Raw genomic sequence first — 24,496 nt, forward strand, 5'->3', positions numbered from 1 at the left:
TAACAGTTGTACATAGAAAGAAGGGGGTTAAACCATGAGTGTAAAACGAGTTGTTACGATCACAGGAATGGTGTTCATAGGCATCCTATTATTAATTGCTGCCTTTACATCCTGGTATACAGTAGAAGAATCCGAACAATCCGTGCTTGTTACCTTTGGGGTAGCTGGCGAACCGAATATAGAGCCTGGTTTACATTTCAAATTGCCTTGGCCATTACAAAAAGTAGAAATCCTATCAAAGGAAACCTACAGTCTTCAATTCGGTTATAAACAAAATCCGGATGGGTCGATCGACGAAACGTATCCGGAAGAAACGAAAATGATTACGGGTGACGAAAACATCGTCTTAACAGATTTGGTTGTCCAGTGGAAAATCGTGGACCCTAAAAAATACTTGTTTAATGCTGAAAGTCCTCGTGAACTTTTACACGATGCCACGTCTGCCTCAATTCGTTCGATTATTGGAAGTTCAACCATTGACGATGCTTTAACTTCCGGTAAAGCAGAAATTGAGGTGCAAACACGGGACCTCTTAGCTACATTGATTGAGAAATACGATATTGGAATTTCCGTGCTTAGTGTAAAACTTCAGGATGTAGAATTGCCGAATCAAGAGGTTCGGGCAGCGTTTACGGCTGTTACCGATGCCCAAGAGACGAAAAGTACAAAAACCAATCAGGCTGGAAAGTATAAGAACCAACGTGAAAGTGAAGCAATCGGGGAAGTGAAAGCGATTTTGGAAAAAGCTGAAGGGGAGAAAATCGCACGGATTGAACAAGCAAGAGGGGATGTTGCTGTCTTCAATAAGTTATACGAAGAATATCGCAACCATAAAGAAATCACGCGCCAACGACTCGTCGTTGAAACGCTTGAACAAATTTTACCAAATGCGCAGATTTATATTATGAACGATTCTGGTGAAACGATGAAGTACTTACCGCTCGGTCAAATGCAGCAAGTAGTCCCGCCAGCGGCTTCGAATGATCAATCGGAAGGAGGCGGAAACTGATGACGAATAACCACAATCCTTTTGAAGATATTGAAAAACGTTTTCAAGAAAGAATGGAAGCCAGTATGAATGCAAAAAAGAAAAAGGCTTCGAAGGAGCCGAAGCTACCAAAAGAACCAATCAATGCTAAGAAGTTTGTGAAGCCAGCAATTATTTTAACGGGGTTGTTCGTAGTATTTCTCATCTTGATTGCCAATGTATTCGTCGTTAAGGAAAACGAATATAAAATTGTCCGTCAGTTTGGTGAAATAAAACAAATCTACAGAGATCCAGGAATCCATATGAAGATACCTTTCATCCAAAGTGTAACTTCTTTACCAAAGCATCAAATGATCTACAATTTTTCGGAAGAGGAAATTAACACAAAAGACAAACGACGGATTATTGTGGACAATTATGCAGTATGGCGTATAAATGATGTAAGGAAAATGATTAATAATGCCGGTAATTTGGTTAATGCCGAGTCCCGGATGGAAGAATTCATTTACTCTGTCGTTCGTGCCGAACTTGGCCACTTAGACTACAACGAAATTATTAATGATGAAAACTCGTCCCGGGGAAGCCTGAACGATAATATAACAGCAAGGGTCAATGAATTACTGGCATTTGATAATTACGGGATTGAGGTGGTGGATGTCCGTATGAAACGAACGGATTTGCCACAAGAAAACGAGCAGGCAGTTTTCAATGACATGATTTCTGAACGAGAAAAAATGGCTCAGAAATACCTCTCTGAAGGGGATGCTGAAAAGCGCAGTATCGAAGCGACAACAGACAGGACTGTGCAGGAAATGCTCGCTACAGCTAAGAAAGATGCGGCACTCATACGCGCAGATGGGGAGTCGGAAGCTGCTAAAATCTACAATGAATCCTTCTCAAAGGATCCCGAGTTTTATGAGTTATATCGGACGTTAGAGTCCTATAAGAAAACAATTAGTGAAGATACAGTAATCATTCTTCCTTCTGATTCACCTTATGCACGGATTCTTTCTGGATATTTAGAGTAACGAATAGCCGTCATTTTCTTTTCATCTTTACCCCGTGGTAAGATGAAGAGAGATGACGGTTTTTTTGAATAGGAGTGAATGGTGTGGCAAAGAAGAAAGTGATCTTATTGGATGGGAACAGCCTTGCGTATCGGGCGTTTTTTGCCCTTCCTTTGTTGACGAATGAACATGGAATTCATACAAATGCTGTGTATGGTTTCACCATGATGCTTCAAAAAATACTAACCGAGGAAAAGCCGACGCATATGCTGGTAGCTTTCGACGCAGGAAAAACAACTTTCCGGCATAGTACATACGGTGAATACAAAGGTGGACGTCAGAAGACTCCGCCTGAGCTTTCCGAACAATTCCCATACTTGCGGAAGATGTTAGATGCATACAAGATCAAACAATACGAGCTGGAAATGTTCGAAGCGGATGACATCATCGGTACTTTGAGTACACAAAGTGTCGACCCGGATACGGAAGTGATTGTGATCTCCGGAGATAAGGACTTGACTCAACTTGCTGCAGAGCGGACTAAAGTATACATTACCCGAAAAGGGATGACAGATATTGAAGTGTATACGCCGGATCATGTCCAGGAAAAATACGGATTGACTCCTGCCCAAATCATTGACATGAAAGGCTTGATGGGAGACGCTTCCGATAATATTCCTGGTGTTCCTGGCGTTGGCGAAAAAACAGCGATTAAACTGTTGAACCAATTCGGCACAGTTGAAGGTGTTTATGAAGCCCTTGAAAAAGTATCCGGCAAAAAGCTAAAGGAAAACCTGGAGACCAATCATGAACAGGCGCTAATGAGTAAAGAGCTTGCCACCATCAACACCGAAGCGCCGATTGAAATTTCATTGCAAGATATCTCATATGCGGGTCCGGATGAGGAGCGTTTAATAGAGGTTTGGAGAGAACTTTCCTTCAAGACATTACTTGAAAAAACAGATATGACTGTGAAGGAACAACCTAAGAGTGAAATTGAATTTGAGATCGTCACTGAATTACAGAAGGACATGTTAAAAGATCGAATGGCCATGCATGTCGAGTTATTCGGAGATAATTATCATAATGCCGATCTTTTAGGAATCTCATTGTCCGATGAAAAGAAAACCATTTTTATCAATGCGGAAACGTTGAAAGACTGCCCGGATTTTCATGAGTGGATGAAGGATGAAACGAAAAAGAAGGTTCTTTTTGATTCGAAAGCTGCTCAAGCTGCTCTTCTCCAAAAGGGATATGAATTGAATGGCGTTGAATTCGATTTGTTACTGGCTGCGTACATTGTGAATCCTTCTATCTCATCGACAGATTTGTCTTCAGTCGTGAAGGAATTCGGCTATACGGACGTATTGCTTGATGAATCGGTATTTGGTAAAGGTGCGAAAAAAGCGGTTCCTGAAGAGGCGAAACTGGCAGAGCATGCAAGCCGCAAATCCAGAGCGTTATGGGAACTTTACCCTGTGATAACGGGAAAGTTAAAAGAAAATGATCAATTAGATCTTTTCTATGACTTAGAGCTGCCGCTCGCTACAATTCTTAGCCATATGGAAGCTTTCGGTGTTAATGTCAACCGGGAAAAATTGCTTGAGATCGGTGAGTATTTAGCTGAAAAGTTAACTGGGATTGAAGCAGAGATTTACCGGTTAGCTGGAGAAACGTTCAATATCAACTCTCCAAAACAACTCGGGGTCATTCTTTTCGAGAAGCTGCAATTACCGGTCATTAAAAAGACGAAGACGGGATATTCGACTGCTGCAGATGTTCTTGAGAAACTTGAAGGTAAGCATGAAATCATTGAACATATTTTACTTTATCGTCAACTAGGCAAGCTCCAGTCAACGTATATCGAAGGATTATTGAAAGAGATCCATGAGGATGGAAAAATCCATACCATTTTCCAACAAGCATTGACTCAAACCGGCCGACTTAGTTCAACGAGTCCGAATTTGCAAAACATCCCGATCCGGCTCGAGGAAGGACGGAAAATCCGTCAGGCATTCGTACCATCTAATCCTGAATGGTATATGTTTGCCGCCGATTACTCTCAAATTGAGTTACGTGTGTTAGCGCATATTTCAAACGACGAAAAACTGATAGAGGCATTTAGAGAAGACGCTGATATCCATACAAAAACTGCGATGGATGTGTTTCATGTGAGTGCAGATGAAGTCGACTCCAACATGCGCCGTGCAGCGAAGGCGGTCAACTTCGGCATTGTCTACGGAATCAGTGATTATGGTCTATCCCAAAGCTTGAATATTACGAGGAAAGAAGCTGGTCAGTTTATTGACCGATATTTGTCAAGTTTCCAAGGCGTAAAAGAGTATATGGATGAAATCGTCCGAGAAGCGAAGAGGACAGGTTATGTCTCTACGTTATTGAACCGCAGAAGATACTTGCCGGATATCACAAGCTCGAACTTCAATTTAAGGAGTTTTGCAGAACGAACCGCTATGAATACGCCAATACAAGGAACCGCTGCAGACATCATTAAACTTGCTATGGTCAAGATGGCTGACAGGCTTGAAAAAGAAAACATGCAAGCACGTATGCTTCTCCAGGTCCATGATGAATTGATCTTCGAAGCGCCAGAGGAAGAGTTGAAGAAACTTGAAAAGATTGTACCAGAAGTAATGGAATCAGCATTGGAGTTAAAGGTACCTTTGAAGGTCGATTATGCGCACGGAAAAACTTGGTACGAAACAAAGTAAGGAGGAATCGCTATGCCGGAACTGCCGGAGGTGGAAGGAGTGGTCCGGTCGCTTCGGCCTGTCGCGATTGGACGGACTTTAAATAAGGTCAGGGTTTCTGAGACAATCTACCGTTCAAAATCAGAAGGAAAAGAAGCCATTTTAAAGGGCATTGATCCGGACGAGTTCATTAAGAGGATGGAGGGGATGAAAATCCTCGATATCACTCGAAGGTCAAAGTATATATACTTCCGTCTTAAAAAAGGAAATACCGAATACCTCTTTGTTAATCATTTAGGGATGACAGGTGCTTGGTTTACAGTTAATAGAATAGATGAAATAACGGAAGAAAAATTCCGGAAGCATATTCATGTGATTTTTGAGGCGGAGGAAGGCTTCTTAATCTTTTCTGATATCAGGAGGTTCGGTGAAATGCGTTTGCTCCGGTCGGAAGAAGACTATCCACCCTTATTACTCATGGCCCCGGAACCATTCGATGAAATGGCTCTCTCTCACTTTCTATCCATGTGTGAGCTGCCAAAGTATAAAGAAAAACCGATAAAGGAAGTAATTATGGATGGTCATGTTATTTCCGGCTGCGGCAATATTTATGCGACAGAGGCGCTTTTCAGGATGGGAATCCGTCCTTCCCGAAAAGTGAAAATGATCAGTAAAGCACGTAAGGAAGAGTTATTTATCACAATTGTTTCTATCTTGAATGAAAGTATCGAGGCGGGCGGTTCTACGATTTCGGATTATCGGAATATAAACGGCGAAGCAGGCGGAATGCAGCACAGATTAAAAATGTATGGGCGTAAAGTGTGCCTTACATGTGGAACACCGACAAAAAGTCTCCAAATTGGCGGAAGAACTTCGGTCTACTGCCCGGCATGCCAAAAGTAAGGAGTTGGGTAAAAGGTGATAATCGGATTAACAGGCAGTATAGCAAGTGGGAAGAGTACGGTTTCCTCGATGTTAGCTGATCGGGGATTCCCGATTGTAGATGCGGATTTAGTTGCAAGAAAGGTAGTAGAGAAGGGAGAGCCTACTCTTCAAATGATCGTAGAGACATTTGGTGAAGAGGTGCTTCTTCCCGATGGTAAACTTGACCGTCCAAAGTTAGGAACCATCATTTTTAACGATCCATCCAAACGAAAAATGTTAAATGACATTATGCATCCTGCCATCAGAGCTGAAATGCTTCGCCAACGTGATGAATATCTATCTAATGGTGCCAAGACCGTCATTATGGACATTCCTCTGTTATTTGAAAGCAGACTACAACATTATGTAGAGAAAATACTTGTTGTTTCGGTGACGGAAGAAGTCCAGTTGAAGCGATTAATGCAACGTAATCAGTTATCTGAGGAAGAGGCACTTTCAAGGATTCGCTCACAACTTCCAGTATCAGAAAAGGAAAAAGGAGCAGATGCAGTAATTTATAATAACGGATCTCTTGAAGAGACGGAACAACAATTAGAAAAGATATTAGCATTCTGGAACATTGAAAAATAAAGAATAGTGAAACATATCACAAACAGGAGTCATGATTAGAAGAATGTGTTATACTATTACATGCAAATAAGTTAACAGTATAACATAATATTCAGGAGGTTTTTTCATGACTGCTGCAATTGCCATAAATGGCTTTGGCCGTATTGGCCGCATGGTATTTAGACAAATGATGGAGAAGGATGGGTTTAATGTAGTTGCCATCAATGCAAGTTATCCATCCGAAACATTAGCCCATCTTGTTAAATATGATACGATTCACGGCAGATTTAACGGAGAGGTAATTGCAGAGGAGGATGCGCTGATCATCAACGGCAGACGGGTTCAAATCGTCAGTGAACGTGATCCGGCAAAACTTCCATGGAAAGACATGAACGTCGATCTTGTTATTGAAGCGACGGGTAAATTCAATTCTCGTGATAAAGCGGCATTGCATCTTGAAGCTGGTGCAAAAAAGGTAATTTTGACTGCACCAGGTAAGAATGAGGATAAAACAATTGTAATGGGTGTCAATGATGACGAATTGGATCTGAACACACAAGATATTATTTCAAATGCAAGTTGTACGACAAACTGCTTAGCTCCTGTTGTAAAAGTGCTAAACGATACATTCGGCATTGAAAACGGTTTAATGACAACGGTTCATGCCTACACGAATGATCAAAAGAACTTGGATAATCCACATAAGGATCTGCGCAGAGCACGTGCACTCGGCCAGTCCATCATACCTACATCAACCGGTGCAGCAAAGGCTCTTGCCCTTGTAATTCCTGAAATGAAGGGTAAAATCCATGGGATGGCATTGCGTGTACCTACGCCAAATGTTTCTCTTGTAGACTTGGTAGTAGATTTAAAGACTGACGTTACAGTTGAAGAAGTGAATGAAGCGTTCAAAAAAGCAGCGGAAGGACAACTTAAAGGGATTGTTGACTTTTCAATGGAACCGCTTGTTTCTTCTGATTACAACACGACAACTTTTTCTTCAACAATTGATGGCTTATCCACGATGGTGATGGAAGACCGCAAAGTGAAAGTATTAGCTTGGTATGACAACGAATGGGGCTATTCTGCTCGTGTTGCAGACCTTGCGGAGAAAGTAATTAATCAATTGAGATAAATTTAAATTATCGAAAGTCCCGGCATTTAATATGCCGGGATTTAGATTTTTAACAAAATAGTAATCAGGTGTAAAGATATACCTGGAGCACACGCTCCAGGCGGGCGCTTTCCGCGGGCTCGCGCCAAGCCTCCTCGGCTTCGCCTGTGGGGTCTCGGACTGTCTCGCTGTCCCGCAGGAGTCGCCGCCTTCCGCTTCTTGCGCTGGAGATTTATAATTAATGGAATAATTACACACAGAATTTATAATGGAACTTATGAAATACTTGGTTCCTCTGTTTACTTGAATGAGAATTGAGAAAGTTTATGATTACTTTTTAAATTTTAAGTTTGTACATAAGCAGTTCTTGCCACGTAGACTCCTGTGGGAATAGCTTGAGCTGAAGACCCCGCATACAACAAGATTTATTGAACAAAGGCTAAACCCGCCGCGTCCTGGCTGCTCCACCGCTTCGCTTGTCGCAAAATTGCTGGGGAGCAGATTCCGGTAGCTATTTGGCAACGCCTTTGTGACCAACCTCCTGTTGGCCCGAAGCCAAGCCCACGGAAAGCGAAGTGGCGGGAACTGCTGGTTGTTAATATTCTAATTTTTAAGTGAAATGATGACTCTGTCAACAGTTAGTACCCGGTATTTAATAAGCCGTGATTTTTTCTCTTGCTTTCGTGTATGAAACAACCTATAATGTGATTCGTGAACTAAATAGTACACACTGACTGCTTAAAGGGTTAGGACCTCTTTGGACTAACTTTCCCCCGTGGTAGTCGACTTTGATGATTTTGCAATTCACCAAAATTATGTCAAAGGGGGAAGCGAACCATGGAAACTATGGGTCGTCACGTAATTGCAGAGCTGTGGGAATGTGATTTTGATAAGTTGAACGACATGAATTATATTGAACAGACATTTGTCGATGCGGCATTGAAGTCTGGTGCTGAAATTCGTGAAGTTGCTTTTCATAAATTTGCTCCACAAGGTGTCAGTGGTGTCGTGATCATTTCTGAATCACATTTGACAATCCACACCTTCCCGGAACATGGCTATGCAAGCATTGATGTGTATACGTGCGGACATCTCGATCCGACAATTGCTGCAAATTATATTGCGGCAGCACTGGGTGCAAAGACTCGTGAAACGGTTGAAGTTCCGCGCGGCATGGGTCCGGTCAAGGTTGATCCATTAATACCGACTGTAACTGCATAATGAAATCATAGCAGAGGATGCCTTCCTCTGCTTTTTCAATTTTTGAAGAAGACTATTATTTGAGCAGTTCGAAGTAAAGATGGGACAAATCATTCATTAAATATTCACAAATGTTGGATGTTGCCCTACAAAGCAACTCTTTTTGTTATACTATTTACAAGTAAATTGAGAATCAGGAGTTGGCTGTATGAAATGTCCGGCATGCCATCATAATGGTACACGGGTTGTAGATTCAAGACCTGTAGATGAAAATAAATCAATCCGAAGGCGGCGCGAATGTGAATCGTGCGCCTATCGTTTTACGACTTTTGAGAAGGTCGAAGAAATGCCCCTTGTGGTTGTTAAGAAAGACGGTTCCCGTGAGGAATTCAGCAGGGAGAAGGTCCTTCGAGGCTTGATCAGAGCCTGTGAAAAGCGCCCGGTCTCTTTAGATTCCTTAGATGAGGTAGTCTTTTCTATTGAAAAAGAATTACGGAGAATAGGAAATTCCGAAGTTAAATCGGAAGCTGTCGGTGAAATGGTCATGGATCGTTTAGCGAAAATTGACGAGGTTGCCTATGTTCGGTTTGCTTCCGTCTATCGCCAATTCAAAGATATTAATGTTTTTATTGAAGAACTGAAGGATCTTTTAAAAAAAGGTGAACATTGACCATACATAAAAAAGGAAAGGAGGCGGACTTGTGATAACCCTATATAAAGAAGTTCAACCAGCAGATCCTTTTGTTGTCCGGCTCCCATACCCTTTTTCTGATTATGATCGGCAAATGTTGACTCTTTTCTATCAGCCCTTAGTTGGCGCGCAGGCTATGAGTTTATATTTAACACTCTGGGCGGATGCTGAACAGGCTGGAGATAAGGAGTTTACTCATTATTATTTAATGAACTCACTTGATTTGCCGATTGGCAAGATTTTCGAAGCCCGAATTTCTCTGGAAGCCATCGGTCTTTTGCAGACATGGAAAAAAGAAGAGGACAACAATCGATCGTTTACATATGAACTATTGGGTCCGCTCGATGCAAAAACATTTTTTGACGATGCCCTTCTATCCGTCTTTTTATTTAACCGAATAGGGGAACATGCATATAAACGATTAAAGGATCGCTTTTTAAAGCCCGAGGTTGAGATGGAAGGATATGAAGATATCTCACGTTCTTTTTTAGATGTTTTCCAACCTTCTTCTAGATTGGACCAATTCAAACAAGATCAGGTCCAATATGCTGAAGCCAAAGTTACAAAGGGAATTCCATTCCAGTATGAATTTGATTTTTCATTGTTGTTTGCAGGTCTTTCAGAGCAAATGATTCCGACAAAGGCTTTCAATGCTCGTATAAAGGAAACCGTCAAAAGACTTGCATTCCTCTATTCCTTTACACCTATTGATATGCAAAAAGTAGTCCTGCTGGCTTTGGACGATAATTTTTCCATATCCGAGGATCTCTTGAAGAAAGCGGCAGCTGACTATTACAAGTTGGCAACTTCTAAGGACATCCCTTATTTGAAAAAATCATTTGTCCAAACGCCGGAAATCGGACAACCGATGCAGAAAGAGCAGCTTTCGAAGGAAGAAGAGCTCCTTCAATATTTGGAAACCACACCCCCTGCTCAAGTGTTGAAAGATATGCAAGGAGGAAAAGAACCGCTCCCTGCAGATGTCTTGTTTGCACAGCAGCTTGTGATGAATCATCAAATGCCTGTTGGCGTGGTGAACGTATTACTTCAATACGTCTTATTACGTACTGACATGAAGCTCACAAAGAACTATGCAGAAAAGATTGCTTCCCATTGGATTAGAAAGAATGTTCAAACTGCAAAAGAAGCGATGACGCTTGCCCGCAAGGAACATTCACAATATTTGCAGTGGAAAAATGATGGGGGTAAGAAGGCGGCACCCGCTAAAAAGGCAGTACGTGAGGAAAAGGTGCCTGAATGGTTTTATAAAAAGCAACAGTCGAATGTACAGGAGCCGGTTTCAGGCCAGATCAATGTTGAAGAAGAACGCAAAAAGCTTTTAGCTGAGCTTGGCGTATTGAAGGATGAGGTGAAGAAATAATGGAACCAATCCGTGAAACGTTAAAAAGGGTTATCAAAGCTCCTTCGTTTGCAGAACGGTATGAGGCGATGAAAAATGAAATACTGGAAGACCAAGGCGTCCAGCAATTTCTAATGGAACATTCAAACGAAATCAACAAGCAAGTCGTAGATCGTGGGCTTGGCAAATTATACGAATATACATCCCAATCCCATCAGTGCGAAGGGTGCCCAGGACTCGACCAGTGTGTAAACATGATGAAAGGGTTTGAACCGAAACTCGTTTTGAATAGAGGACTAATTGACGTAGATTATATCCGGTGCCCAAGGAAGATTGTAGAAGATGATCGGCGTAAAGTATCTTCTATGATCGATAGTATGTATATGTCCAAAGATGTTCTGGATGCCCGGTTGTCAGATGTCGATGTCCAGCATGACAGCAGAGTGTGGGCCCTTCGTGCGGCAAAAGACTTCTTAAACGAATATGATCGAACGAACGAGCTCCCTTCTGCCGGATTATACTTGCATGGGGAATTTGGAGTTGGGAAGTCCTATATTTTGGGTGCGCTCGCCAATGAGTTAGCGGAGCGCCATATTCGGACATTGCTCGTATATGTACCTGAATTTTTGAGAGAAATGAAGCAATCCATCCAGGATTCTACGCTTCAGGAGAAGGTTGACTTTGTCAAAAAGGCACCAGTTTTAATGTTGGATGATATCGGAGCGGAATCCATGTCAAGCTGGACACGCGATGAAGTGATTGGTACGATCCTCCATTATCGGATGTCTGAAAAACTTCCGACGTTCTTCTCATCTAACTTTACGTTGGAAGAACTGGAACATCATCTTGCTTACACGCAGCGCGGTGAAAAAGAAGTCGTGAAAGCAGCCAGGATTATGGAAAGGATTCGAACATTGGCGGTTCCGGTCCGATTAAGCGGTAAGAATTGGCGAAACGGACAGTGAATTAAATCTTTTTTAACTACTTGCAATTCTTTTCATTCCGTACTATACTGACTGACATACGAATATTGAAATGCTTGGAAGAGGACATGAATCATTTGTACGACTTGCAGAGAGAGAAGCCTTGGCTGGAAGCTTCTTAGTACGACAATGGATTTACCGCCTCGGAGCAGCAGTGGCGAATTGAGTAGCCACTGACGGTACCGGCCCGTTAGCCGACGCAAAGCTTCGTCTCTTCAGCATGTTGCTGAATAGAAGGAAGAAGGGTGGAACCACGAACTAAGTCTCGTCCCTTTTCAGGGATGGGGCTTTTTTTATTTGGCTTAAAATCATAGTAGCGAAAGGCAGCGACTCCTCGAAAATGCTTCGCATTTTCTTCGTGCGGTGTTTATTCAAGGAAGTTTATTCAATGTCCAGCGGGAAAAGCAATTTAGGATTTATGAAGGAAGAAAGGCTAAGAATGCCGCGTCCTGCGGCGTCGCCTTTCTGACCAACATCCTGTTGGCCAGCGAAAAGCGCCTGCCTGAAGCGGCTATGTTATTAAGACCACTAAGTTGAAAAAGGAGTGCAGAAAAATGGCAGAAGTAATCAAATTGACATTTCCCGATGGGGCTGTAAAGGAGTTCCCAGCCGGTACAACCACTGAAGATGTCGCTGCTTCCATCAGCCCGGGCCTTAAGAAAAAAGCGCTTGCCGGTAAGTTGGATGACAAGCTTGTCGATCTTCGCTATCCGCTTCCTCACGATGGGGCGATTGCAATCATTACACCGGAATCTCCGGAAGCTTTAGAAATCCTTCGTCATAGTACTGCCCACTTATTAGCACAAGCAGTTAAACGACTATTCAAAGACGTTAAATTAGGAATTGGACCAGTAATCGAGAGTGGATTCTACTACGATATCGATTCTCCAGAGCCGATTACAGCAGATGATTTAGCAGACATCGAAAAAGAAATGAAAAAAATCATCAATGAAAATCTTGAAATCGTTCGTGAAGATGTTTCCCGTGCTGAAGCAGAGAAACGCTTCAAGGAAATTGGCGATGAATACAAACTTGAGTTACTTGAAGCAATCCCTGAAGACGAACAAGTATCCATCTATACACAAGGTGAATTCTTTGACCTTTGCCGCGGTGTTCACGTGCCATCCACTGGCAAATTGAAAGAGTTTAAATTGTTAAGTATCGCAGGTGCTTATTGGAGAGGGAACAGCGACAATAAGATGCTTCAACGTATTTACGGTACTGCATACTTCAAGAAAGAGGACTTGGCAGAACATCTTCGTCTACTTGAGGAAGCAAAAGAGCGTGATCATCGTAAAATTGGTAAAGAACTTGATCTGTTCATGAATTCTCAATTGGTTGGTCAAGGCTTGCCGCTTTGGTTACCAAAAGGAGCAACAATTCGCCGTGTTATTGAGCGTTATATTGTCGATAAAGAACAAAGACTTGGTTACAACCATGTGTATACTCCGGTTTTAGGCAGTGTCGATCTTTATAAGACAAGCGGACACTGGGCACATTATCAAGAAGATATGTTCCCTGTTATGGATATGGATAACGAGCAGCTTGTATTACGTCCGATGAACTGTCCTCATCATATGATGATTTTCAAAAATGGCATTCATTCTTATCGTGATCTCCCATTGCGGATTGCTGAACTTGGAACGATGCATCGTTACGAAATGTCCGGAGCATTATCCGGTCTTCAACGTGTTCGTGGAATGACTTTGAACGATGCTCACATTTTTGTCCGTCCCGATCAAATAAAGGAAGAATTCCAACGGGTAGTTCGTCTAATCTTGGAAGTGTATAAGGATTTTGACTTGAATGATTATTCCTTCCGCTTGTCTTATCGTGATCCTCAAGATACTGAAAAGTATTTCGATGACGATGAAATGTGGGAACGTGCACAATCCATGTTGAAAGAGGCAATGGATGATCTCGGACTTGACTACTTCGAAGCAGAAGGCGAAGCTGCATTCTATGGTCCGAAATTGGATGTTCAAGTTAAGACAGCACTTGGTAAAGAGGAGACTTTATCCACAGTTCAATTGGACTTCCTTCTTCCAGAACGTTTTGACTTGAATTATATTGGTCAAGACGGAAAACAACACCGTCCGGTAGTCATTCACCGCGGGGTCGTGTCAACTATGGAACGGTTTGTAGCATTCTTGATCGAAGAATATAAAGGTGCTTTCCCGACTTGGCTTGCTCCAGTCCAAGTGGAAATCATCCCTGTATCAAACGAAGTGCACTTCGATTATGCGAGCAAGTTACGGGATGAATTAGTAGAAGCAGGCTTCCGTGTCGAAATTGACGACCGTGAAGAAAAGCTTGGCTATAAGATCCGTGAAGCGCAAGTGCAGAAGATTCCATACATGCTTGTTCTCGGTGACAAGGAATTGGAATCCGGTGCTGTCAATGTACGGAAATACGGCGAACAATCAAGTGAAAGTATATCTTCCGATGATTTCTTAAATCGTTTGAAGGATGAAGTGAAATAAACCAAATCTTTCTGTTGACGTTACCAAGGATACATGGTAGTATAAATAAGGTTAATGAATACAGTTTGTGGTATAAGCAGGAGCTGCCCGCTTCTCACCTGATTGACGCTTTAGTTGTTAACAGGTAAGTACACTTTGATTGTACCGTACAGGTTAGTACGTACTCATATGCGGGTGGACAACTTTTGTCCACCCGTTTTTTAATGGAATGGACCTGGAGGGCACCTCCCTTTACGGGATGTACCCAAATCATGTATTCGAGACACTACTCGGAGGTGGATTACTATTAGCAAAGACATGTATGTAAACGAGGGCATTCGTGCTCGTGAACTTCGTATTATTGATCAGAACGGTGATCAATTGGGCATTAAAACCCGGAATGAAGCGCTCGAACTTGCAGCTCGTGTAAATTTGGATCTTGTCCTTGTGGCTCCTCAAGCTAAGCCACCAGTCGCTCGTATCATGGACTATGGGAAATTCAAATTTGAGCAACAAAAGAAAGATCGTGAAGTCCGAAAGAATCAGAAAATCATCAATGTCAAAGAAGTGCGCTTAAGCCCTTCAATTGATGAACATGATTTCCAGACGAAACTTCGCAACGCGATCAAGTTCCTTGAAAAAGGGGACAAAGTAAAAGCTTCCATCCGGTTCAAAGGCCGTGCGATTACCCATAAAGAAATCGGACAGCGTGTACTTGACCGCTTTGCACAAGAGTGCAAAGAAGTAGCGACAGTTGAACAGTCGCCGAAGATGGAAGGACGCAGCATGTTCTTGGTGCTTGCACCAGTGAACGAGAAAAAGTAATAGAACCAATTGTTTAGGAGGAACACGATATGCCAAAAATGAAAACTCACCGCGGCTCTGCTAAGCGTTTCAAAAAGACTGGTTCAGGTAAAATCAAACGTTCCAGCGCATACAGAAGCCACTTATTCGCTAACAAATCGACGAAAGCTAAACGTCATCTTCGTAAAGCTCGTCTTGTTTCTAACGGAGACTACAAACGCATCCGTTCAATGATCACGTACATGAAGTAATATAGAATCTGAATCATCATCAGGAGGTAATGGATATGCCACGCGTAAAAGGCGGAACAGTAACGCGCAAGCGTCGTAAAAGAGTATTAAAATTAGCAAAAGGTTATTACGGTTCAAAACATACATTGTACAAGGTTGCTAACCAACAGGTTATGAAATCCTTGCAATATGCATACCGTGACCGCCGTCAAAAGAAACGTGATTTCCGTAAACTATGGATCACTCGTATCAATGCGGCTGCACGTATGAACGGTCTTTCTTACAGCCGTTTGATGCACGGTCTTAAATTGGCTGGTATCGAAGTTAACCGTAAAATGTTGGCTGAACTTGCTGTATCTGACGAAAAAGCATTCGCTCAATTGGCTGAAACAGCTAAAAAGTCTTACAACAACTAAGAAAACAACAAGCTGTCCCTAAGTCATGAACATGACAGGGACAGCTTTTTTCATATACATAGATTTAGAGGAGGATTTGAGTGGAGCTTGTTTTGTTAGTTTGGATTGGCATTGCCACCATTTGGACATTTACGATGATGGGCTATGATAAAAGCCAGGCAAGGAAAAAAGGGCAGAGGGTTCCTGAAAAAACCTTATGGACAGCCGCGCTATTAGGCGGGGGGATCGGTGCATATCTCGGAATGATGTACTTTCGACATAAAACGAAACATGTCCAATTTCGGATCGGATTTTTTGTATTGGCACTTCTAACCGTAGCAGTAGTCTTGTGGCTAATGGATTTTTCTTTACCGGGTACGAAGGAATTTTAAAAGCTATTGGTGATGCCGAAGGCATTTCCAATAGCTTTTTATTTACATCATTAAGTTTTCAATCGGGTTTTTCCAATTGATTTGCGCATCCGGATAGTTCATCTTAATTTCTTTCTCTAAAAACAAGAAGTCCTCTTTCGTAAAGCCCTGTAGCTTCGCTTCATCCTTAACCCAGACGAAAATGGACACAACCTCAAAAGCATCTTCAGTCGTGCCTAAATATTTTTCTCCTTCAAATAATGCTCCTTTATAAGAGATGAAAAAGTTCTTTCTTACATTTTTTACATCATCATAGAAATAATATTGCCCACGTTCATAGGCGTCGTCCAGCTTCCTTTTTGGGTTGGTCAAATACTTGATTCCTAAGTAAAAAAGGTAGACGATAAATGCGAGTATGATTAGACGGATGAAAAAGCCCAACCTGAAAGCCCCCTTGTACAATCATTCATTCTTCATATACGATTGAGTTATCATATGGTTTCAAGATATTTTATATTTTTGGAGGTTTTTTTATGAAATTGGCCAAGTTGTTTACAATGCAAAAGGAATTAGACAGTTATATTGAGTCGAACCAAGGAATCCAAACGGATGTCTTCAAGGAAAAAGGGTTAGCTCTATTAGTGGAACTTGCCGAATTGGCTAATGAAACCCGTTGCTTTAAGTTTTGGAGCACAAAAGGGCCATCAGAACGCCAAGTGATTTTGGAAGAGTATGTGGATTCCGTGCACTTTTTATTATCACTTGGAATTGCGAAAGGGCTTAATGACTTGGAGGAATGGCCAGTCGGAAACCAATCCGGTAATTTAACTGAGCTGTTTATAGCTGCACAGGAAGAGATACTAAAGTTCTTGAGAAATCCTGATCTGGATCATTATCGAAAAGTTTGGGAAATCTATAGTGCAATCGCTGCAGGATTGGGTTTTGAGAATGAAGAAATCATCCATGCTTACATTCAAAAAAACGAAAAGAACTATGAGCGCCAGCGAACTGGTTATTAAAAGGGAAATGAAACCTTAATGATCACCTTCCGTATATAGATAAAAGTGAGGTGGATAACAGTGAAGAAAATCCTGTGTTCAGTACTCGTTCTGATTATCTTACTTTCAACGGGTAACGCGGTATCGGCTAAGTCTTTTTCAATTGACCGTGTACATATTAAATCATGGATTCAGCCAAATGGTGAGTTGCTTGTCAATGAAGTCTTCACCTATACGCTTGACGGGACATTTTCGACTTTATCTCGCTCTTTTCCGGAAAAACATGCCAACCAGATTGATAAATTTGAGGCATATCAAGTCAAAAAGAAGAATGCTGAGCCTGGTTTTATCGAAGGCTCCGATTTAATGAAGCTTTCTGTAACCGGAAAGGAAGGAAGCTTTACGACGAATATCGAGGCAACTAATACGGAGTACTCCGTGCTTTATATCTACCAAATGAAGGATGCGGTTCGCTCTTATAAGGATTATAGCGAGCTGGATATTACGTATTTTGACGATGGTACTGCACACGACCAAAATTATTCCAATGTCACGATCGATTTCATTCTACCAGAGAGTGTGAACCCCACTAACTTTGAGGGAGTCCTCTTTGATCGTAATGGAAAAGAGAATGTGAAAGCAGAATTTGGAATCCGTTTTTTCACTTCTTTATCGCAAGCGTATACGGAAACAAAGACAAGTTTCTTTTTCCCGTCCTCAGTCATGACTGAACAAGTGAAGGGGAAGTCGGAAGTAAGTTATGGGGAAGCAGTTCGAAAAGCAAAAGATGAACTATCGACTATGCAAAATCGGCTTTCTCTAATTGAACGTCTTCCTTTCATGATTTCAAAAATTATAATTAGTTTACTCGTTATATCGGTCTTATTCTTCTTTTTACCACCACAGCGCCATTTCTGGAGGAAAGGTTCTGCAGATGCAGTTATACTGACAGATCCGCTCTATCTATTCTTTGTCGATAAAGCGGGAAAACCACATCGTAAAGCGTTTCTTGCCGGACTTTTTTCAATGGTTGAGCAAGGAGCCGTTCAAGTGCGGAGTGAAAAGGCTGCTCTACGATTTAAAGGAGATCCGAAAATAGCGGAAGAGACCCTTTCATTCCGTTTGAAAAATGGCAGTATAACGCAACAACCTTTTGAAATGAAGATGATCCAATGGTTATTCTCCTTAAAGTCAGGTTCTTCCAAATGGACATTCCATCTACACGACGCAGCAGGAGCTGCCAGAAAAGAAAAAGACCCGAGTTCCCATCAACATTTTAATCAGAAAGTGAAAAGATTTAAGAAAGGGGAACGGGAGTGGTATCGGTTAGTAGTTGCAGAACTAAAGGAAGCAGGTACCTTAAATGACTTGATTCCTACTATACTAATTACATGCGCTTCCATAATAGTGACACTTTTCACTTCTATATCCTATTATGCAGATTTACGAAGTAATCTCGGAATCATTTGGACAGTTTTTGTTGGAATAACATTTTTATTGTTTTTCTGGCTAAAAAGGTGGAGAAAAAGGGTAATCTTCTTTTATACCATCATTATGTTTGTGACCATTTTGACAATCGTAGACGAGGAAGTCATGACTGGCTTAGCACTTCTACTACTAGCTTTTGTTTTATTTTATTGGTCCGTACCGATGTACATCTTATCGAATAGTGCTGTTAGGGCAAGGGAAGCTATACGTTCGTTTAAACGAGAAATCCGTTACGGTCCACCAGACTCTCTTTCTTATGAGGAGCGGGAGAAGTGGTTGACTCGGGCATATCTACTATCGAGAAAGTCTAAGGACATACCGTTAACTTCAAATACTGTCAAGAGTCCGCTCCAATCAGCCTTGGCGGTGGGGGCAGATCCTCTTTCTGTTTTGACGATGTCATGGTTGTGGACGAAAGGAATTTCCTCTGGTGGCGGAGGAGGTAGTAGTTCTGATGCCGGTGGATCAAGCTTTGGTGGCAGCGGAGGTGGAGATGGCGGCGGAGCAGGAGCCGACTAACAGGGTATTGAGGTGAATAATTGTGTGTGGTCGATATACCTTATTTGCAAGCATGGATGATATTGTTGAACGTTTTATGGTTGATGTATTTGAAGAAGGGATCTATGAACCGAGTTACAATATTGCACCGTCCCATCAAGTAGTAGCAATTATAAACGACGGTCGCCGGAATCGCCTTGGCCGTCTTCGATGGGGATTAATCCCGCCATGGGCAAAGGACGAAAAAATGGGTTACAAAACAATCAATGCAAGAGGGGAAACCGTTGCAAATAAACCAAGCTTCCGAAACGCTTATCGTAAAAAGCGCTGCATTTTACCTGCGGATTCCTTTTATGAATGGCAGCATGATGGGAAAAATAAAACTCCTATCAATATTAAAATGAAAGATGGAGGATTATTTGGATTAGCCGGCTTATGGGAATCGTGGAAGTCACCGGATGGTAACCTCATTCACTCTTGTACCGTTGTAACTACAGAGGCAAATGAAATCATGGAACAGATTCATGATCGGATGCCGGTCATTCTTAAACCGGAAAGTGAAAAAATCTGGCTTAGCCCGAGTATTCAAGATCCTGAAGTATTGAACCGATTGATCAGGCCGTTTGATGCAGAACAAATGGAAACGTTCATTGTTTCAAATGAAGTGAATTCTCCTAAGTCGAATCATGAAGGTCTCATTATTCCTGTTTGTTAACTTATTTAAAAGTAGTAGAAGGATATTCCGCAGCATTTATAGAATAGGTAGACAAAATGAATGAACGGAGGACTTTGCATGGCATTGGTAATTCAAAGGATTGAAGATTTGCAGAAAATCGACTGTTCCCGATTGATCCAGGAAAGCGAAGCAGAAGGATACCGTTTTGTTAGAAGACTTTGTGAAGACTATAATATGGGCAGGAACAGATTCGACAAGCAAGGAGAGGCACTCTTTGGCGTTTGGAATGAATCAGATGAGCTGATCGCAATCGGTGGAGTGAATCAGTCCCCTTTTTCTGACAGTGGGAGAATCGGCAGATTACGCCGTTTTTATGTACGTCCTGATTCCCGCAGGCAAGGAATTGGCACCATGCTTCTTAGAGAAATAACCGAATTCTCGAAAGGTAATTTTGATGAAATGACACTTCGGACGGATTCTGCAAAGTCGGATGCATTTTATCGGGCAAATGGTTTCATGGATACTGATCAGTTTCCGGAATCGACTCACAAAATGTTGCTTCAATAAGTAAAGGACGTCTTTTCGCTACTGCGAAGGACGTCCTTTTTGTTGTAGTTCATACGTTTCAACTGGATGATATTTTGGTGTACGGCTTGGGTTAATTTCAAAAAGGCTGAACGAGTCGATTTCTATTCCGATAGGTGAAAATGTTTGCTGCTGAAAGTTAAAACCATCAATGCCTTTCCACTTTTTCGCAATCGTCACGTGAGGGACAAATTTCTCTTTTTTGGATTGATCTAAGAAGATGCATGCTTTTTCTACAATATCCCGATTTATACTGTTTAAAGGATCGCTATTTAGAACGGAAAGGTAAATGACTCTGGGTGTATAATTCGAACCAAAGGAGGAAACACCAGTAATCTGTAAGGTAAAAGAATCGTGATGTTCAGAAATCCTTTTTAAAACTTCTTGCATAGGTTGAAGTTTTTCTTGGGGGAAACCTCCAATGAACAGTAGCGTTATATGCAAATCTTCTGGATATGGAATTGCTTTATAAAACTGTCTTAACTGAAGTTCTTCCTGTTTTGATGTAGCAATAGAATGAATCTGCGAGGGCATTGGAATCCCTATGAAATAATGTTTGTCCATATATACTCCTCCATTTCACTATCTCGTTATCATGTTAGGTACTTCTAAATTCATTCTAAATAAATGAGAATAATTTTGAAAACGCTATGTATTTAGAATATAATAAGGTCTGTATTAATTTATTTGGGAGGCCGAAATAATGACAAAAATGGACGAAACGCTCACGATGCTCAAAGAGCTCACGGACGCAAAAGGAATTCCCGGAAACGAACGAGAGGCTCGTGATGTGTTTAGAAAATACATAGAGCCGCTGGCTGACAGCGTTGAATTGGATGGCCTTGGAAGCTTAATCGCCAAAAAGGTTGGCGATGAAAACGGCCCTAAAATTATGATTGCAGGCCACTTGGACGAAATTGGCTTCATGGTAACACAAATTGACGACAAAGGTTTCTTGAAATTCCAAACCGTTGGCGGCTGGTGGTCACAAGTCATGCTGGCACAGCGTGTGACAGTGGTGACTCGCAAAGGGAACACAGTTACTGGGGTAATTGGTTCGAAACCGCCTCACATCTTGCCTCCGGAAGCACGAAAGAAACCGTTTGAAATCAAAGATATGTTCATCGACATCGGTGCATCCTCAAAAGAGGAAGCGATGGAATGGGGCGTCTTACCGGGCGACATGGTTGTTCCTTACTTTGAATTCACAGTTATGAACAACGAGAAATTGTTAATGGCAAAAGCTTGGGATAACCGTATCGGCTTAGCTATTGCGATCGGCGTCCTACAAGGATTGCAAAACGAGAAACACCCGAACGTTGTGTACGGAGTCGGTGCAGTTCAAGAGGAAGTCGGACTACGCGGTTCACGTACAGCTGCTACCAAAATCCAACCGGATATCGGCTTTGCCGTTGACGTAGGTATCGCTGGTGACACACCAGGAATTTCTGCAAAAGAAGCGATGAGTAAAATGGGCGATGGACCTCAAATCGTTTTATATGACGCTTCAATGGTTTCTCACAAAGGTTTACGCGATTTAGTCGTGGATACTGCTGAAGAAAACGGAATCCCTTATCAATTTGAATCGATTCCCGGAGGCGGTACAGACGCAGGTTCCATCCATTTAGTCCATAATGGTGTACCATCACTTTCCATTGGTGTGGCGACTCGCTATATCCATTCCCATGCTGGAATCTTGCATCGTGACGACTTTGAAAACGCTGTGAAACTAATTGTTGAAGTGGTTAAGAAATTAGACCGCGACACAGTTAATCGCATTACGTTTGAATAAGATCTAAAAACAATGCCCTTGCCTTCTCGGTAAGGGCATTAATTTCTTATCGGGAATTTGTTGTTCAGTGTTCATCGAAAAGGTTAACTGCTCATTGGCGAGGGTTAACTGCTCATAGAAACAAGCCGACTGCTCATAGACATGAGCTAACTACTCATAGAACAAACACAACTGCTCATTACGATGATAAAAACCTCCACTTTTGAAAAGGGAGGTTTAAATTCTTTTATTGAGTAGTCTTTTTCGTGAAAACTTGAGAAAGACTATTCAACATCGTTTGCTTTTCGTTTTCATCGGCTTGGTTCCAAAGTTTCTCGAAAAATACACCGAGACCTGGCAGGAGATGTTCCTCGCCACGCTTGATGGCATCATCTACAACGCCGCGGATATCGTCTGGTGAACTTCCGGTCATGTTGGCTGTAATGGCTTCCCGAATTTGAAAATTCATATTTTCATCCCTCCTGCTTCCATTCTGTTCTCGATACTCGCCACCTATACATCATTTTGATAAACTTAAAACAAAAAGGATTGAACGCATTTGAAACGGATTGAATCACCGCAAAACTCATTATTTAAACAATGGAAGAAGTTAATGTCCACCCGGAAGGAACGCGATAAAACATCTGAATTCCTCGTGGAAGGGTTCCATCTCGTCGAAGAAGCGTTAAAGAAGGAAGGCACAATACTGACATTGATCGTGCGGGAAGGGACTGACATTCCTTCGGGGTGGGATACAGAACAGTTGCAAATCGTAGAGCTTACTCATGACTTGATAAAAGAGCTGACTGATACTGAGCATACTCAAGGAATTTTTGCCCACTGCCGCCAGCCAGAATATTCCGAGGAGGAACAGTCGACCTGGAAACGTGTGTTACTTATTGATGCTGTACAGGATCCAGGTAATGTAGGAACAATGATTCGGACGGCTGATGCTGCTGGAGTCGATGGCATTGTTTTAGGGAAGGGTTCAGCTGACCCATACAATCCGAAAACCGTACGCTCAGCCCAAGGCTCTCATTTTCATTTGCCGATTGTCAAAGGCAATATGTATACATGGGTCAACCGCTTAAAAGCTTCGTCTATCCCTGTATATGGGACCGCTTTGAAAAACGCGGTACCTTTTCATGAGATCGAAGCCACTAGCCAATTCGGTCTAATTGTAGGCAATGAAGGAGCAGGTATTGACGAGGAGCTTCTGACAATGACAGATCAAAACGTTACAATCCCTATTTTGGGACAAGCCGAATCATTGAACGTTGCCGTAGCAACAGGCGTATTACTGTTTAATTTAACTAAAAGTTGAAGAACGAAAATTAGTTGGATATAATAAATTTAATACAATGATTAAAAGCAATGATCGGGAAGAGTATGTGTCAGACATCCTTACAGGGAGTTTCTGCCGTGACTGGAAGCAGAAATAGTGGATGAAGCACTGAAGTTCACCCCGTTAGCTGCCGCCGGGACCAGTACGTTACTGTAAAGGCGAGCCGGTGAAGAACCGTTATTCCAATGAAGTGATTGTGCGAAACAGCACAATAATCAGGGTGGTACCGCGAAGTTCCTCGTCCCTTTTTGGGGGCGGGGTTTTTTTATTTGTAAAGGAGGAAAAACGATGGAAGCTCAGCTTCAGCAACTAAAAACAGAAGCCATTAGTAAGATCGAAGCGGCACAGAACGTAAAAGAATTGAATGAAGTCCGTGTTGCTTACTTAGGAAAAAAAGGTCCGATTACTGATTTGCTAAAAGGAATGGGGAAACTCCCTGCGGAAGAACGTCCTAAAATGGGTGCTCTTGTCAATGTAGTCCGTGAAGAAGTAACGGCACAATTGGAAGCACGGATGACCTTATTGGAAGAAGAGGCAATCCAGGAGCAGCTTGAGAAAGAATCAATTGATGTAACCCTTCCGGGAAGACCAGTCCGAGTGGGGAATCACCATCCATTAACAAGAGTAATTGAAGAGATTGAAGACCTGTTCATCAGTATGGGGTATGAAATTGCGGAAGGTCCGGAAGTTGAAAAAGACTACTATAACTTTGAAGCGTTGAACTTGCCTAAGGGCCACCCTGCACGTGATATGCAGGATTCCTTCTACATTTCAGAAGATATTCTTTTACGCACTCATACATCTCCAGTCCAGGCGCGGACAATGGAAATTAAGGATGGAGAGCCGTTCAAAATCATTTGTCCGGGGAAAGTATACCGCCGGGATAATGATGACGCTACTCACTCCCATCAATTCACCCAAATCGAAGGGCTTGTTGTTGGAGAGAATATTCGGATGAGTGATTTAAAAGGGACATTGGATCTATTTGCAAAGAAAATGTTCGGTGAAGAGCGGGAAATCCGACTTCGTCCAAGCTTCTTCCCATTCACGGAGCCATCAGTTGAAATGGATATCTCTTGTTTCAAGTGCGGTGGCGATGGTTGTAATGTATGTAAAAAAACAGGCTGGATTGAAATTTTAGGTGCTGGAATGGTTCATCCAAACGTATTGGAAATGGCCGGCTATGATCCGAAAAAAGTATCCGGTTTTGCTTTCGGTATGGGTCCTGAACGGATTGCCATGCTGAAATATGGTGTTGAAGATATCCGTCATTTCTATACAAACGATACACGGTTCTTATCGCAATTCCACCGGACAGAGGTTTAAGG

The 24,496-nt window shown here is 42.1% G+C and carries 25 protein-coding genes and 1 other annotated feature; of the genes, 22 read left to right on the forward strand and 3 right to left on the reverse strand.

What is annotated here, in order from left to right:
- Positions 1-34: 34 nt before the first annotated feature.
- From hflK to ACFOZY_RS05165, 15 genes are all read left to right on the forward strand, one after another.
- Positions 35-1,009, forward strand: coding sequence for an FtsH protease activity modulator HflK (gene hflK / locus ACFOZY_RS05095; RefSeq protein WP_378152964.1), 975 nt, complete (start codon positions 35-37; stop codon positions 1,007-1,009).
- Positions 1,009-2,016 (forward strand): protease modulator HflC, encoded by a 1,008-nt coding sequence (gene hflC / locus ACFOZY_RS05100; protein ID WP_378152966.1) that lies wholly within the window; start codon positions 1,009-1,011, stop codon positions 2,014-2,016. Before hflK ends, hflC begins: the two co-directional genes overlap by 1 nt.
- Positions 2,017-2,099: 83 nt before the next feature.
- Positions 2,100-4,724, forward strand: a complete 2,625-nt coding sequence (gene polA, locus ACFOZY_RS05105) for a DNA polymerase I (protein ID WP_378152968.1) — start codon at positions 2,100-2,102, stop codon at positions 4,722-4,724.
- A gap of 12 nt (positions 4,725-4,736) precedes the next feature.
- A complete protein-coding gene (gene mutM / locus ACFOZY_RS05110; RefSeq protein WP_378152970.1) occupies positions 4,737-5,606 on the forward strand; it encodes a bifunctional DNA-formamidopyrimidine glycosylase/DNA-(apurinic or apyrimidinic site) lyase in 870 nt (289 codons plus the stop codon).
- Between the two features lie 15 nt (positions 5,607-5,621).
- The gene (gene coaE, locus ACFOZY_RS05115) at positions 5,622-6,218 is read left to right on the forward strand and encodes a dephospho-CoA kinase (RefSeq protein WP_378152972.1); all 597 of its coding nucleotides are present in this window, start codon (positions 5,622-5,624) and stop codon (positions 6,216-6,218) included.
- A gap of 106 nt (positions 6,219-6,324) precedes the next feature.
- A complete protein-coding gene (locus ACFOZY_RS05120) occupies positions 6,325-7,332 on the forward strand; it encodes a glyceraldehyde-3-phosphate dehydrogenase (protein ID WP_378152974.1) in 1,008 nt (335 codons plus the stop codon).
- 816 nt (positions 7,333-8,148) lie between these two features.
- The gene (gene speD, locus ACFOZY_RS05125) at positions 8,149-8,532 is read left to right on the forward strand and encodes an adenosylmethionine decarboxylase (protein WP_378152976.1); all 384 of its coding nucleotides are present in this window, start codon (positions 8,149-8,151) and stop codon (positions 8,530-8,532) included.
- A gap of 187 nt (positions 8,533-8,719) precedes the next feature.
- Positions 8,720-9,181: a transcriptional regulator NrdR gene (nrdR, locus tag ACFOZY_RS05130; protein WP_378152978.1), complete on the forward strand. Its 462-nt coding sequence runs from the start codon at positions 8,720-8,722 to the stop codon at positions 9,179-9,181.
- A 31-nt stretch (positions 9,182-9,212) separates the two neighbouring features.
- A complete protein-coding gene (locus tag ACFOZY_RS05135) occupies positions 9,213-10,583 on the forward strand; it encodes a replication initiation and membrane attachment family protein (RefSeq protein ID WP_378152980.1) in 1,371 nt (456 codons plus the stop codon).
- Positions 10,583-11,527, forward strand: a complete 945-nt coding sequence (dnaI, locus tag ACFOZY_RS05140) for a primosomal protein DnaI (protein WP_378152982.1) — start codon at positions 10,583-10,585, stop codon at positions 11,525-11,527. Before ACFOZY_RS05135 ends, dnaI begins: the two co-directional genes overlap by 1 nt.
- Positions 11,528-12,099: 572 nt before the next feature.
- Positions 12,100-14,028, forward strand: coding sequence for a threonine--tRNA ligase (gene thrS, locus ACFOZY_RS05145; RefSeq protein ID WP_378152984.1), 1,929 nt, complete (start codon positions 12,100-12,102; stop codon positions 14,026-14,028).
- 279 nt (positions 14,029-14,307) lie between these two features.
- Positions 14,308-14,832 carry a translation initiation factor IF-3 gene (gene infC / locus ACFOZY_RS05150; protein ID WP_378153204.1) on the forward strand — a complete coding sequence of 175 codons (525 nt, stop codon included), beginning with the start codon at positions 14,308-14,310 and terminating at the stop codon, positions 14,830-14,832.
- 29 nt (positions 14,833-14,861) lie between these two features.
- Positions 14,862-15,062 carry a 50S ribosomal protein L35 gene (rpmI, locus tag ACFOZY_RS05155; RefSeq protein ID WP_378152986.1) on the forward strand — a complete coding sequence of 67 codons (201 nt, stop codon included), beginning with the start codon at positions 14,862-14,864 and terminating at the stop codon, positions 15,060-15,062.
- Between the two features lie 35 nt (positions 15,063-15,097).
- Positions 15,098-15,457, forward strand: coding sequence for a 50S ribosomal protein L20 (gene rplT / locus ACFOZY_RS05160; RefSeq protein ID WP_378152988.1), 360 nt, complete (start codon positions 15,098-15,100; stop codon positions 15,455-15,457).
- An 80-nt stretch (positions 15,458-15,537) separates the two neighbouring features.
- The gene (locus ACFOZY_RS05165; protein ID WP_378152990.1) at positions 15,538-15,828 is read left to right on the forward strand and encodes a DUF1294 domain-containing protein; all 291 of its coding nucleotides are present in this window, start codon (positions 15,538-15,540) and stop codon (positions 15,826-15,828) included.
- A gap of 42 nt (positions 15,829-15,870) precedes the next feature.
- On the opposite strand, the gene ACFOZY_RS05170 is transcribed toward ACFOZY_RS05165, so the two are convergent.
- On the reverse strand, positions 15,871-16,248 hold the full coding sequence (locus ACFOZY_RS05170) for a hypothetical protein (RefSeq protein ID WP_378152992.1): 378 nt from the start codon (positions 16,246-16,248) through the stop codon (positions 15,871-15,873).
- 92 nt (positions 16,249-16,340) lie between these two features.
- On the opposite strand from ACFOZY_RS05170, the gene ACFOZY_RS05175 reads away from it, so the two are divergent.
- The 4 genes from ACFOZY_RS05175 (at position 16,341) to ACFOZY_RS05190 (ending at position 20,034) form a co-directional block, all read left to right on the forward strand.
- A complete protein-coding gene (locus ACFOZY_RS05175) occupies positions 16,341-16,826 on the forward strand; it encodes a dUTP diphosphatase (protein WP_378152994.1) in 486 nt (161 codons plus the stop codon).
- Positions 16,827-16,886: 60 nt separating this feature from the next.
- Entirely contained in the window at positions 16,887-18,812 is a 1,926-nt protein-coding gene (locus ACFOZY_RS05180) for a DUF2207 domain-containing protein (RefSeq protein WP_378152996.1), read from the forward strand.
- Between the two features lie 22 nt (positions 18,813-18,834).
- The gene (locus ACFOZY_RS05185; protein WP_378152998.1) at positions 18,835-19,506 is read left to right on the forward strand and encodes an SOS response-associated peptidase; all 672 of its coding nucleotides are present in this window, start codon (positions 18,835-18,837) and stop codon (positions 19,504-19,506) included.
- Between the two features lie 78 nt (positions 19,507-19,584).
- Positions 19,585-20,034 (forward strand): GNAT family N-acetyltransferase, encoded by a 450-nt coding sequence (locus ACFOZY_RS05190; RefSeq protein WP_378153000.1) that lies wholly within the window; start codon positions 19,585-19,587, stop codon positions 20,032-20,034.
- An 18-nt stretch (positions 20,035-20,052) separates the two neighbouring features.
- Here the strand turns inward: ACFOZY_RS05190 and thpR are convergent, their stop codons facing one another.
- On the reverse strand, positions 20,053-20,616 hold the full coding sequence (gene thpR / locus ACFOZY_RS05195) for an RNA 2',3'-cyclic phosphodiesterase (protein WP_378153002.1): 564 nt from the start codon (positions 20,614-20,616) through the stop codon (positions 20,053-20,055).
- A 139-nt stretch (positions 20,617-20,755) separates the two neighbouring features.
- Here thpR and ACFOZY_RS05200 point away from each other — a divergent pair, with 139 nt between their 5' ends.
- Positions 20,756-21,844, forward strand: coding sequence for a M42 family metallopeptidase (locus ACFOZY_RS05200; protein WP_417281987.1), 1,089 nt, complete (start codon positions 20,756-20,758; stop codon positions 21,842-21,844).
- A 226-nt stretch (positions 21,845-22,070) separates the two neighbouring features.
- Here ACFOZY_RS05200 and sspI read toward each other — a convergent pair whose 3' ends face one another.
- Positions 22,071-22,292: a small acid-soluble spore protein SspI gene (sspI, locus tag ACFOZY_RS05205; protein ID WP_378153004.1), complete on the reverse strand. Its 222-nt coding sequence runs from the start codon at positions 22,290-22,292 to the stop codon at positions 22,071-22,073.
- A gap of 90 nt (positions 22,293-22,382) precedes the next feature.
- On the opposite strand from sspI, the gene ACFOZY_RS05210 reads away from it, so the two are divergent.
- Both ACFOZY_RS05210 and pheS read left to right on the forward strand, forming a co-directional pair.
- Positions 22,383-23,147, forward strand: a complete 765-nt coding sequence (locus ACFOZY_RS05210; protein WP_378153007.1) for a TrmH family RNA methyltransferase — start codon at positions 22,383-22,385, stop codon at positions 23,145-23,147.
- A 41-nt stretch (positions 23,148-23,188) separates the two neighbouring features.
- Positions 23,189-23,417: a binding site (T-box leader), on the forward strand.
- A 39-nt stretch (positions 23,418-23,456) separates the two neighbouring features.
- On the forward strand, positions 23,457-24,494 hold the full coding sequence (pheS, locus tag ACFOZY_RS05215; RefSeq protein WP_378153010.1) for a phenylalanine--tRNA ligase subunit alpha: 1,038 nt from the start codon (positions 23,457-23,459) through the stop codon (positions 24,492-24,494).
- The last annotated feature ends 2 nt before the right edge of the window (positions 24,495-24,496 follow it).

Origin of the sequence: Chungangia koreensis, from assembly GCF_042651785.1 — a bacterium.
Taxonomy (GTDB): domain Bacteria; phylum Bacillota; class Bacilli; order Bacillales_A; family Planococcaceae; genus Chungangia; species Chungangia koreensis.